Source organism: Acidisphaera sp. S103 (assembly GCF_009765975.1).
GTDB lineage: Bacteria > Pseudomonadota > Alphaproteobacteria > Acetobacterales > Acetobacteraceae > Rhodopila.
This window is the reverse complement of sequence record NZ_LMUJ01000060.1, coordinates 92573-103257: the sequence shown is the minus strand read 5'-3', so window position 1 is coordinate 103257 and position 10685 is coordinate 92573. Positions and strand designations below refer to the sequence as shown.

The following is a 10685-nucleotide window of genomic DNA, read 5'->3' as shown; positions in this document are numbered from 1 at the left end:
GGGCCATTTCGACGGTGCCGCGTTCCACCCCGCCGGTGACGAGAGACGGCAGGACCTGTAGCACGATCGGCGAATCGGGGGATGATGGCATCCCCCCATGGTATCATGCCTGGTGGCCCCGCGAACGGGCCGGCGTTCCGTGTCGTGTGCTTCGGTTTGGACCGAAGCAGTGCTTCTGGTGGGTCAGCCGGATTTGGGGCGCGTGTTGGTCGCGAACAGCCGGCCGATGGCGGAGCGAATGCGGTTCGCCGGCGGGGCCGGAGGCGGCGGGCGATGGTAGGTCCAGTGGTCCCGGCCGAGCGCTTGCACCAGGCGGGCATGGATGATCCGCAGGCGTGCCAGCGCGGCGCCTGCCTGCCGTGCCAGTTCCGCCGCTTCGACGGCGTAGCCCCCGGTGCTTGGAGGCGGCCCTTCGGCATCCCACTCGATGAAGCAGGTGACGGCATCCGTGGCGGCGATCAGGATGCGCCAGCCCTGGTCCTGGTCGTCATGCAGCAGGCGGGGCGGGCCGTTTCCGGATTCGGCCAGGATTTCGAGGACCGTTCGGGTTTCGTGGATGTCGTCGTTCCAGGCGAATTCGGTCAGGACCTGATTGCCGGCGACGATCGCGGGTTCGGTGCGGAAATACGGGAACGGTTGCAGCGATGCCGCCTTGCCGTGCTGTTGGGCGGTCTCGACGATCCGGCGGTAGTGGGCGATCAGGGCGTCCTCGTGATCGAGTAACTCCGCCGTGGTCACCTGGTTGGCAAACTGGCGGGGTAGGTCGGGTTGCGGCAGCCTGACGTTCGCCGTTTGCCACTCGTCCGAGGTCATGCCGTTGTCCGGCCCGATATAAAAGCTTGGTTCAATCCGGAACACCGCATCGCAGGTGAATGCGTGAAGATGGCGCGCCTGGGCGATCCAGGCGCAGTACGGGTCGCTGGGGAGTGGGTTTGTGTTGTCAGGCGTCAAGAGCCAGCAGCCCTCTTCGCAGGTTGGCGCGTGCCGCGGCGTCGAGGCGATGGTGGAAGCGTTCGGTGTGAAACAGCCGTTCGCGGATCAGCATGGCGCGCAGGAATGTGGCTCGGCCGGTGCGAAAATTGTCAGGGCCGTGGACCGGGATGTATTCGGCGGCGATCCCCATTTCATAGGCGTCGTAATCGGCGGGGGCAGCACCGAGCACGGCCATGTCGAGATCGAGGAAGGTGGCGGTGTCGTTGCGGAGGGTGTCGGACAGGTCTGGCGGCAGTTCGTGGCTGGCGGTCGCCAGGATCATGTGCCGCGTCGCGCTGATGAGCGAGGGGCAGGCCAGGCCGTGCATCTCGGTGGTCAGAAGGGTGGCGCTGCGGGCTTCGTTGTCGGTGGCGGCGGGGTCGTAGATCGCGTCGTGGTACCAGATGGCGAGTTCGGTGGCGGCCTTGTTCGCGATGTGGCCGCCTTGGTCGGCTAGACCCGCCAGCAGAGCGTCGATGTGAGCCTGGCCGTGATACGCCCGGTGCGGTTCGGCGTAGCGTCGGCGTAGGCCTGCCAGTCGTTCGCTCAGGATCGAGAACATGGGCGAACCCTAGCATCGGCGCGATCCCGGCCAAAGGAACGTGGGTTGCTGGAGGGTGATTTTTCTTGCTTGACACTAGACCGACCAGTTGGTCTAGTGTCGATCGACCGGTAATATCAGCCGCCGTTGACGTTGACACATCAGGCTCGTCTTGGGTCAGCGGCGTCCGGGGTGTCCGACCCAGCATCTTACTGGGGCGGATGCCCGGACTGACGCCGGGCCATGACGAATTCAGGGGCGGCCTCAACGGCGGCCGGTAAGGGGTGATCCGTTGGTCCTGCAAACGATGCCAGACACGAAGACACGACTTCTGGAGGCGGCGGTGCGTGTTATCCGAACGAAGGGTTACGCGGCAACGACGGTGGACGATCTGTGTGCGACGGCCGGTGTCTCCAAGGGTAGCTTCTTTCATTACTTCAAGAGCAAGGATGGTCTCGCGCTGGCGGCGGTCGGGCATTTTTCGACCATGGCCGCCGGACTGTTTGCTGCGGCGCCTTATCACCAGGCCGCGGACCCGCTTGAACGGGTGCTGGGATATGTGGATTTTCGCGTTTCCATCCTGTCCGGCGCGTTGTGGGACTATACTTGTCTGCTGGGCACGTTGGTGCAGGAAACCTATGACACGCACCCGGATATTCGAAACGCCTGCGAGCGTGGCCTGTCCAGCCATATCGGCGAACTGACGCGCGACCTGGCGCTCGCCAGGCAGCTTTATTGCCCGACTGCCGAATGGACCGCCGAGAGTGTCGGCACCTTTATGCAGTCTGTCCTGCAAGGCTCGTTCATTTTTGCGAAGGCGACACAAAGTGCGGCGGTCGCCCGCGACTGCCTGGCGCATTTGCGGCGCTATCTTGAGATGCTGTTCGGTCAATCAAGCACTGTGGAACGGAAGGAAACGTGATGACAACCGCTCCGGAAAAATCCGATGGATACCGTTGGGTCATTGTCGCTGCCGGCGCGTTCATGGGTTGTATCGCGATCGGCTCGATTTTCTCGCTGCCGGTGTTCCTGCAGCCGATGTCCGCCGCGACGGGTTGGTCGCGCACCGCGATTTCGTTGGCGATGACGTTTAATTTCCTCGCGATGGGCGTTGCCAGTTTCGGCTGGGGCATGATGATGGACCGGTTCGGGCCGCGTATCGTTCTGCTGACCGGAAGCTGTGTCCTGGGCCTGGGCCTGGTGCTGGCAAGCCGATCGTCGAGCGTGGAGGAATTCCAGTTTTGCTATGGGGTTCTGGTGGGGGTGGGCGGAGGCGCCATTTTCGCGCCGCTGATGGCGACGGTCACCGGATGGTTCGACCGCCATCGCAGCCTGGCGGTCTCACTGGTGTCGGCCGGTATGGGTGTGGCGCCCATGACGGTGGCGCCGATCGCGGCCATGTTGGTTTCGACGTACGATTGGCGTTTCGCGCAACTGCTGATCGGTATCGCGGTCTGGGTGGCGTTGCTGCCGGCAGCTTTCCTGGTGCGCCGCGCCCCTGCCCTGTCGGGCGCCACGGCACGTCGTGCGGCCGAGTCACCCATGACCGTGCGGGCCGCGTTGACGTCGCCGCAATTCGCCGTGCTTGCCGGGACGTTTTTCCTGTGTTGCGCGACTCACTCCGGTCCTCTGTTCCACACTGTCAGTTATGCGATCACCTGCGGCCTGTCGGTCACCGCGGCGGTGTCTATCTACAGCGTCGAGGGGCTTTCCGGTTTGGCCGGGCGGATCGCGTTCGGTTTGCTGGGCGATCGGTTCGGGGCAAAGCGGACATTCGTCTCCGGGTTGCTGCTGCAAGCGGCGGCGGTCGGCTGCTATTTCTTCGCGCGTGAGCAGCTTGAATTCTATTCGGTCGCGATGGTCTTCGGGTTCGCCTATGCGGGCGTGATGCCGCTGTACGCGGTGCTGATGCGCGAGAATTTCCCGCTGTCGATCATCGGCACCGTCGTCGGCGCGGCGTCCATGGCGTCGAGCCTGGGCATGGCTTTGGGGCCGCTGGCCGGCGGCCTGATTTTCGATCGCTATGGCAGTTACGGACGGCTGTATATTGTTTCCGTCCTGCTCGGGCTTGGGGCCGCGGTGATCATGTTGACGTTCAAGCCCGCGGCACCGCGGGAAATTTCGGGGGGGCCGGATCTTGGTCGCCTCGCCGCGAAGTGAGGGTGCGACGCGGGTTGCCGGAGGGACGTGTCCTCCGGGCCGGGCCGCTTGACCCACCTGTCTGTCAGGGTCAACGTCTCCGCATAGAGGAGATCGCGGATGAGAAACAGTCATATAGAGGTCATGCCGATCGCCGGGGCGCTGGGCGCCGAGATTGGCGGCGTCGATGTCGCGCAGGACCTGGACGATGCGGTGATCGGCGACATTCGCCAGGCCCTGCTGGATTACGGCGTGATCTTCTTTCGCGACCAGACGTTGGACGTCGCGCGGCACAAGGCGTTTACCCGGCGGTTTGGCGAGATTTTCGTCCATCCCAACTACAAGGGGGTCAGCGCCGATCCGGAGATCGTGGATATCAAGCGCGAGCCCGGCGACAAGAAGATCGTTGGGGAGGACTGGCATACCGATACGACGATGTCGGCGGAGCCGCCGATGGGTGCTATTCTGTATGCCATCGAAGTGCCGCCTTATGGCGGGGATACGATGTTCGCCAATCAGTATCTCGCGTATGATACGCTGTCGGACGGATTGAAGCGGACGTTGGACGGTATGCGGGCGGTGCATAGCGACCGCATGGTTGCCGGTCCGCAGGCCGGAATGAATGCTCAACGATCGACCAAGGTGCGGGAGGATGCTGACTGGCGCGAAACGATCAGTGTCCATCCCGTTGTGCGTACGCATCCGGAAACCGGGCGGAAGCTGCTGTTCGTCAACCGTTCCTATACTGTTGGTTTCGAGGGCTGGACGGAGGCGGAGAGCAAACCGCTGCTGGATTATCTGCTGGAACATGGGCATCGGCCGGAACTGACATGCCGGTTCCGCTGGGCGAACGGTTCGATCGCGTTCTGGGACAATCGCTGCACCAAGCATCTGGCGGTGCATGATGCCGGCCCGTTCCGCCGGATCATGCGGCGGACGCAGATTTGCGGTGACGCGGTTGCCTGATGGGGTGGTGTACGTCCACGACTGCATGCGACCCTGTTTTCAGGCGGTGGCCGTCTTCGGTCCGTATGGGACGTCCGGGCTGTCTGACCCAGTAAGGTGTTGGATCGGATGGCCCGGACTTCGCCGGGCCATGACGAATTAACGGACGCCGGGCCATGACGAAGCAAGATACGCCGGGTCATGACGAAGCAAGAGGCGCCGGGTCGTGACGAAGCAAGAGGCGTCGGGTCGTGGCGAAGCAAGAGGCGTCGGGTCGTGACGAAGCAAGAGGCGCCGGGTCGTGGCGAAGCAAAATACGCCGGGTCGTGGCGAAGCAAGAGGCGTCGGGTCGTGATGAAGCAAAAGCTGGTTGCTGACTTCGGGGGCTGTTTCGTTTAGGGCGTGTCGTCGCCGATGCGGTTGATGCCCTCGTCGCGGCGGAATGTTGGGAGGCCGACGCCTACCGCGTCGAAGCCGCCGTCGTTTGCCAGGGACTGGCCGTTCACGTAGCTCGCTTCCTTGCTGCACAGGAAGCCGACCACGTTGGCCATTTCCTCTGGGGTGCCGTAACGACCGAGCGGGATGGCGTCGTAGTAGTCGGAGCGGATGGCGGGGGTGTGGACCAGTTTGGCCATCTCGGTTTCCACCGGGCCGGGGCAGACCGCGTTCACCCGGACGCCGTAATTGCCGAGCTCCGCGGCATATTGTTTCGTCAGGTGGATGATCGCGGCTTTGCTGGTGCCGTAGGCCACGCGCAGGGTGCTGGCGCGCAGGCCGGAGATCGAGGCGATGTTCACGATCGCGCCGCTGCGCTGCGTCTTCATGATCGCGCCAAAGGCCTGGGTGCAGAGGAAGGTGCCGTCGAGGTTGGTGCCGAGGACGTGGCGCCATTCCTCGAACGAGGTTTCCAGGGCCGGCTTGAACACGGCCACACCGGCGTTGTTCACCAGGGCGTCGACCCGGCCCCATTTCGCTATGACCGTTGCGGCGGTGGATTCGACCTCGGCGGGGTTGGACACGTCGCACGGCAGGGTCAGAAGCCGCTCGCGCGGCGTCAGTGCGGACTGGGTGGCGGCAAGCGTGGTTCGGTCGATGTCGAGCAGGGCAACGTTGTAGCCGTGGGCCAGGAACCACTGGACGATGGCGAGGCCGATGCCGCGCGCGGCGCCGGTCACGACGGCAACGCGCGCACCTTCGGTGGCGATCGCAGCGCGCGCACCTTCGGTGGCGACGGCAATCTGATTGAGTTCGCTCGCGTTCGCCATGTCCTGTCCCATAAACCGAATTCTGCCGGGGAACGGCGGTTCCCCGCGTTCCTGGCGGCTGGCAACCGCCGGGCCAGGACGGTGACTCGTGGCCGGCCCGGCAGGGTTCCGAACCTCACGCACCCGTGATGCCGCATTGCGCAATAACCTAGCTTGACGGTCGGGAATAATGAGGCATCAATGCGGGTCTCGTTATCGTGATGCAATCCACAATGTCTCCCCAATCCTCGAACCAGGGTTTTCCCGGACTGGGCCCGTTTCTCGGCCTGGTCGGTGTGCGGCGGTGGCTGGCACGGCTGACGGAAATCCGTGACCTCGCCGCGTCCGGTCCGCGCGCCGGCCAGGCGGTCCGCCAGCGTCATGGCGTGGAACTCAGCCTGGAGAAGCTGCGCAACAACCCCGGTGTCAAACCATCCGCCGCGGAACGGCTGCTGGGGCGCATTGCCGTGGAAATCGCGCGGGTCGGCGCGGACCTGTCGCCCAGAGGGCGTGACCGGTTGGTCGAGCAGCTTCGGTCCGGACTCAGCGGGCAGAACACCCTGATCCCGGTCTTTCACCTGGTGCGCACCGCCTCGCTGCAGCGGTCTCGCGGTTTCACCGTTACGTTTTCCGGGCTGGAGGACGGCACGCCGCACGATCTGCTGTTGCACCGCGATCGGATCGAGGCCGAGGTGGCGTGCGATGTCGTGACCGCCGAGGAAGGCCGTGGGGTGCATCGCGGGGCCTGGTTCCGCCTCGCCGACCGGATCGATCCGGACCTGCAGACCTGGCTTGCCGCCCACCCCGGCCGTTATTTGCTGAAGATGACCTTGCCGCTGGGTTTGCGGGGGGGATTGCATGCCTCCGACCCTGACAGCGAGACCTTGTCCCAACTGCATCTGCGCATCAGGGCGATGCTGAAAACCAGCGCTCGGCATGATCACGACGAGGCGATCGTGTTGCGGCTGGATCCGTTGCTGCTGGCGGGTGCGCAGGCCGAGGACATGGGCCTGATTTCCTCGCTGCGGCGGGAATTCGGGCCGGAGGCGCATTTGTCGGTGACGACGGCCGGCCATGGCATCTTCGTGATGGCCGCCCGAGCGGGCCAGGAGAACGAGGTCGCGGTCGCCATCCGCCGGCGCCTGGCCACGCTGGCCCCGACGCGGTTGACCGGTGAGCGGCCTGGTATCCTGTCGGTTTTCGTCGAGGACACCGACCGGCTGGAGTGGCGCGGCTTGCGGGAGCGTTTGGAGCTGGAGGGCGAGGCTCGCCAGTTCATGACCGACCCCGCGGGCCAGCCGGTGGTGGCGATCAGCTTCGTCTCCCGGCTGGAACTGTTCGGCGTGGCTGAGCCCGATGCCGCCCCCGGCGGTGAGCTGCGCTTCCGCAATCCGAGGCATCCCGCGGCCGGGTTTGCCGCGCTGGCGCCGGCGGTGATGTCGTCAGTGTGATCGGCCGGGCAATACGAAACGCCGAGGTGCCAACTCATATCCACGATCAGGCCACGGCATCGCCATTTTTGCGGGCGAGATGCTGTCGTCGTGTGTTTTGAGGGGATGCGTATATGTCTACCGCGGAATATTGCCATAAACTTGACGAACTTGAGCGGCTGTTGAACGACCCTGACGTGCCGATGCAGCCGGATCGGATATGGTCTTTGCTGGCGGATGTTGCCCGTCAACCGATGCCGGCGGGCGACCGGTCGGCGATGACCGGAGGCGTGAAGCGGTAGGCCGAGCCGTCATTTGTCCCAGCGCTCAGCAGTGGAAATGGTGTGTCCGGATAAAATCCCTTGCGGCCACGCCAACAGATTCATTTCGTGACGTCCAAATTTGTTGACGAACTGTGCGAATCGGTAGCACAAGGCGGTCCTTGGTGGGGTCAACGCATCGATTGATCTCGGAACTCTAAGGAACGTAGATGTCAAAAGCGTTTATTTCAAAGGTCTTGCAGGGCTCGACCGAGGTGACCGGTGCGGCGGCGAATCGCGCGACGAATGATCTGATCGATGCGATCGTCAAGGAGATGAAGAAGTCCGGGAAATTCACGCTTCCCAGCTTTGGCACGTTCACGGTGCGCAAGACGAAGGCCCGCAAGGCGCTTAACCCGCGGACGGGCGAGTCGATCAAGGTTAAGGCGGGGAAGACCGTTCGTTTCAAGGCGTCGCCGGTTCTGAAGAAATCGGTCTGACACCAACGACCGTTGGCATTGGCAGCCTCGCCATGGTTCGGCACTAGTCCGGGCCATCCGTTGCGGTCATGTGCGGGGTCAGATGGCCCGGACTGGCGCCGGGCCATGACGAACAACGAGTGCCGGCGATGACGAATAATGAGTGCCGGCTAGGACGAATAATGAGTGCCGGCTATGACGAATCGAGAGCGTGACAAATCAAGAGGCGGCCGGTACGCCAACTGGTATCAACCGGTATTCTGTGAAGTAAAAGTCGCGCCCAGCAAGAATTCCTTGTTTCCTTCGGGTCCGGTAATGGGGCTTTCGGCTATGCCGGTTACTGTCCAGCCGGGTAGGCTGGACCACCATTGCGTTACTCGGTCGCACACAGCCTGATGCACGGCGGGATCGCGCACCACGCCCTTGCCGCCGACGAAAGCGGCCCCGGCCTCGAACTGCGGCTTGATCAGCACGATCGCCCAGGCGCCGGCGACACATAACGCCAGCGGCGCGGGCAGCACCGTCGCCAATCCGATGAAGCTGGCATCGCAGACCAGCGCGCCGATCGGATCGGGCACCGCCGCGCGGTCCAGATAGCGGGCATTGGTTTTCTCGTGCACCGTGACCCGTTCGTCGCAGCGCAGCTTCCAGGCGAGCTGGCCGTGACCGACATCCACCGCGTGGACTTTTGCCGCGCCGTTCGCCAGCAGCACATCGGTAAAGCCGCCCGTCGAGGCCCCGACATCAAGGCAAATCCGTCCCGCCGGGGAAAACCCGAAATGCGCCAGGCCGTGCGCCAGCTTCAAACCGCCGCGCGAGACCCAGGGATGGTCCTGACCACGCACCTCCAACGGTACACCCTCGGCCAGCATGTCACCGGCCTTGCCAACCCGCCGTTCGCCGGAGAACACCTTCCCAGCCAGAATCAGCGCCTGCGCACGGGTCCGGCTTTCCACCAGTCCCCGCAGCACCAGCATCTGGTCGGCACGCTGCTTCACTATTCCAGCGGCCTGGTTCCCAGCGAGCCGTCGGTGCGCTGCACCAGCGCCTCTACCCTCGCCTCGACCTCGGCCAGCTTGGCCTCGCAGTGGCGGCGCAGCTTGACGCCGCGCTCGAAGGCCTGCACTGCGGCATCCAGCTTCAGCGTGCCGCCCTCTAGCCCCCGCACGATCTGGTCGAGCTCCGCCAACGCATCCTCGAACGACAACTGGGCTACATCGTCTTCCGGCATGGGCACGGGCCTTTGCAGTGTGGGAGAGGAAGGCGAGGGGCGCTGCCCCTCGACCCGGCCAAGGGCCGGCGGCCCTTGGAACCGCTTATAAGGGATTTGGGGGAAAGGGGGCTACTTGGGCGTTGCAATCGGCACGGTCGCCCCCTTTCCCCCAAATCCCTTCCATGAATGGGATCGAAGGGCCAATGGCCCGTCGTGCGCATGCACGCTTCGCATGACGCGGGTCGAGGGCAGAGCCCTCGCCTTCTTCTCACACCCGCATAAGCCCGCGCACGTGCACGGCGGCGGAGGCGGCCAGGGCTTGCAGGTCGTAGCCGCCTTCCAGGACGGAAACCACGCGGCCGCCGCAGTGTTTGTCGGCGACGGCGATCAGTTCGTTGGTGATCCAGGCGAAATCCGTCGTTTCCAGCCGTAGTTGCGCCAGCGGATCGGCGATGTGGGCGTCGAAGCCGGCGGAGATAATCAGCAGGTTCGGCGCGAATGTGTCCAGAGCGGGCAGGATGACGTTCGACCAGGCGGCGCGGAAGGCGGCGCTGCCGTCGCGGGGGTGCAGCGGGGCGTTGACGATGTTGTCGGCCACGCCGTGTTCCCACGATTCGCCGGTGCCGGGGTAGCACGGGCTTTGGTGGGACGATGCGTAGAACAGGTCGGGGTCGTCGGTGAACATCGCCTGCGTGCCGTTGCCGTGGTGGACATCGAAATCGACCACGGCGATGCGCTTGATGCCCCAGCGGACTCGGGCGTGCAGGGCCGCGACGGCCACGTTGTTGAACAGGCAGAAGCCCATCGGGCGGTTCGGTTCGGCGTGGTGGCCGGGCGGCCGGACGGCGGCGAAGGCGGCGCGGGCCCAGCCCTCCATCACCGCGTCCACCGCCATGCAGGCGGCGCCGGCGGCGCGGGCGGCGGCTTCGGCGCTGCCGTTGCTCATGACGGTGTCGCCATCGAGTTGGACCGGCTCCCCCTCCTCCGGACGGATCGCCAGGATCGCGTCGACGTAGGCGCGGGGGTGTACGCGGCTGAGTTGCTCGACGGTGGCCATGGGTGCGGATTCACGCAGCAGGTCGGCGAATTCCGGCGCCTCCAGCGCGGCCAGCACGGCGCGGAGGCGTTCGGAGGTCTCGGGGTGATAGGGGCCGGTGTCGTGCTCCAGGCACGCCGGATGGGTGATCAACGCGGTGGTCACGTCAGCTACCCTTCTTGTCAGGATCGTCGATGCGTCGGCGGATCACGAAGCTGAATACGCCGGCTTCCTCACTCCACGCCAGCAGGGCGTGACCGGTTTCGCGACAGAACGCCTGAAAATCGGCGACCGCGGCGCGATCCGTCGCCAGGACACGCAGGCGCTGGCCGCCCGTCATGCCGCGTAGCGTGCGGTTGGCTTTCAGCACCGGCAGCGGGCAGTTCATGCCTTTGACGTCAAGCAGGGTCTCGCTCATGCCGGCAA

General features: G+C 64.8%; 13 protein-coding genes. 6 read left to right on the top strand and 7 right to left on the bottom strand.

The features are described from left to right. Positions 1–183: 183 nt before the first annotated feature. Positions 184–813, bottom strand: coding sequence for a hypothetical protein (locus tag GSQ89_RS19405; RefSeq protein WP_158928224.1), 630 nt, complete (start codon positions 811–813; stop codon positions 184–186). A 127-nt stretch (positions 814–940) separates the two neighbouring features. Next, on the bottom strand, positions 941–1534 hold the full coding sequence (locus GSQ89_RS19400) for a hypothetical protein (protein WP_158928222.1): 594 nt from the start codon (positions 1532–1534) through the stop codon (positions 941–943). A 286-nt stretch (positions 1535–1820) separates the two neighbouring features. Between GSQ89_RS19400 and GSQ89_RS19395 the strand changes: the two genes are divergently transcribed. From GSQ89_RS19395 to GSQ89_RS19385, 3 genes are all read left to right on the top strand, one after another. Further along, positions 1821–2435 (top strand): TetR/AcrR family transcriptional regulator, encoded by a 615-nt coding sequence (locus GSQ89_RS19395; protein ID WP_158928220.1) that lies wholly within the window; start codon positions 1821–1823, stop codon positions 2433–2435. Further along, positions 2435–3673: an MFS transporter gene (locus GSQ89_RS19390; RefSeq protein WP_158928218.1), complete on the top strand. Its 1239-nt coding sequence runs from the start codon at positions 2435–2437 to the stop codon at positions 3671–3673. Before GSQ89_RS19395 ends, GSQ89_RS19390 begins: the two co-directional genes overlap by 1 nt. A gap of 99 nt (positions 3674–3772) precedes the next feature. After that, the gene (locus GSQ89_RS19385) at positions 3773–4618 is read left to right on the top strand and encodes a TauD/TfdA family dioxygenase (RefSeq protein ID WP_158928216.1); all 846 of its coding nucleotides are present in this window, start codon (positions 3773–3775) and stop codon (positions 4616–4618) included. A gap of 374 nt (positions 4619–4992) precedes the next feature. Here GSQ89_RS19385 and GSQ89_RS19380 read toward each other — a convergent pair whose 3' ends face one another. After that, positions 4993–5862 (bottom strand): SDR family NAD(P)-dependent oxidoreductase, encoded by an 870-nt coding sequence (locus GSQ89_RS19380; protein ID WP_158928214.1) that lies wholly within the window; start codon positions 5860–5862, stop codon positions 4993–4995. 212 nt (positions 5863–6074) lie between these two features. On the opposite strand from GSQ89_RS19380, the gene GSQ89_RS19375 reads away from it, so the two are divergent. The 3 genes from GSQ89_RS19375 to GSQ89_RS19365 all read left to right on the top strand — a co-directional run bounded on the left by GSQ89_RS19375 (position 6075) and on the right by GSQ89_RS19365 (position 8031). Beyond that, positions 6075–7292: a hypothetical protein gene (locus GSQ89_RS19375; RefSeq protein WP_158928213.1), complete on the top strand. Its 1218-nt coding sequence runs from the start codon at positions 6075–6077 to the stop codon at positions 7290–7292. Positions 7293–7405: 113 nt separating this feature from the next. Continuing rightward, complete coding sequence (locus GSQ89_RS19370; RefSeq protein ID WP_158928212.1) at positions 7406–7573, top strand: peptide chain release factor 1; 168 nt, start codon at positions 7406–7408, stop codon at positions 7571–7573. 188 nt (positions 7574–7761) lie between these two features. Then, positions 7762–8031: an HU family DNA-binding protein gene (locus GSQ89_RS19365; protein WP_158928211.1), complete on the top strand. Its 270-nt coding sequence runs from the start codon at positions 7762–7764 to the stop codon at positions 8029–8031. 227 nt (positions 8032–8258) lie between these two features. On the opposite strand, the gene GSQ89_RS19360 is transcribed toward GSQ89_RS19365, so the two are convergent. From GSQ89_RS19360 to GSQ89_RS19345, 4 genes are all read right to left on the bottom strand, one after another. Then, positions 8259–9011, bottom strand: a complete 753-nt coding sequence (locus GSQ89_RS19360) for a TlyA family RNA methyltransferase (protein WP_158928724.1) — start codon at positions 9009–9011, stop codon at positions 8259–8261. Further along, positions 9008–9241: an exodeoxyribonuclease VII small subunit gene (xseB, locus tag GSQ89_RS19355; RefSeq protein WP_158928210.1), complete on the bottom strand. Its 234-nt coding sequence runs from the start codon at positions 9239–9241 to the stop codon at positions 9008–9010. The genes GSQ89_RS19360 and xseB overlap by 4 nt, the downstream gene beginning before the upstream one ends. A 250-nt stretch (positions 9242–9491) precedes the next feature. Beyond that, the gene (locus GSQ89_RS19350; RefSeq protein WP_158928209.1) at positions 9492–10424 is read right to left on the bottom strand and encodes a histone deacetylase family protein; all 933 of its coding nucleotides are present in this window, start codon (positions 10422–10424) and stop codon (positions 9492–9494) included. Position 10425: 1 nt separating this feature from the next. Then, positions 10426–10677: a sulfurtransferase TusA family protein gene (locus GSQ89_RS19345; protein ID WP_158928208.1), complete on the bottom strand. Its 252-nt coding sequence runs from the start codon at positions 10675–10677 to the stop codon at positions 10426–10428. Between the last annotated feature and the right edge of the window lie 8 nt (positions 10678–10685).

Excerpts from the sequence above, each read along its gene's own strand:
- GSQ89_RS19380 (WP_158928214.1), bottom strand. The coding sequence starts at position 5,862 with ATGGCGAACGCGAGCGAACTCAATCAGATTGCCGTCGCCACCGAAGGT.
- GSQ89_RS19385 (WP_158928216.1), top strand. The coding sequence starts at position 3,773 with ATGAGAAACAGTCATATAGAGGTCATGCCGATCGCCGGGGCGCTGGGC.
- GSQ89_RS19395 (WP_158928220.1), top strand. The coding sequence starts at position 1,821 with ATGCCAGACACGAAGACACGACTTCTGGAGGCGGCGGTGCGTGTTATC.
- GSQ89_RS19345 (WP_158928208.1), bottom strand. The coding sequence starts at position 10,677 with ATGAGCGAGACCCTGCTTGACGTCAAAGGCATGAACTGCCCGCTGCCG.
- GSQ89_RS19400 (WP_158928222.1), bottom strand. The coding sequence starts at position 1,534 with ATGTTCTCGATCCTGAGCGAACGACTGGCAGGCCTACGCCGACGCTAC.
- xseB (WP_158928210.1), bottom strand. The coding sequence starts at position 9,241 with ATGCCGGAAGACGATGTAGCCCAGTTGTCGTTCGAGGATGCGTTGGCG.
- GSQ89_RS19405 (WP_158928224.1), bottom strand. The coding sequence starts at position 813 with ATGACCTCGGACGAGTGGCAAACGGCGAACGTCAGGCTGCCGCAACCC.
- GSQ89_RS19375 (WP_158928213.1), top strand. The coding sequence starts at position 6,075 with ATGTCTCCCCAATCCTCGAACCAGGGTTTTCCCGGACTGGGCCCGTTT.
- GSQ89_RS19370 (WP_158928212.1), top strand. The coding sequence starts at position 7,406 with ATGTCTACCGCGGAATATTGCCATAAACTTGACGAACTTGAGCGGCTG.
- GSQ89_RS19390 (WP_158928218.1), top strand. The coding sequence starts at position 2,435 with ATGACAACCGCTCCGGAAAAATCCGATGGATACCGTTGGGTCATTGTC.
- GSQ89_RS19365 (WP_158928211.1), top strand. The coding sequence starts at position 7,762 with ATGTCAAAAGCGTTTATTTCAAAGGTCTTGCAGGGCTCGACCGAGGTG.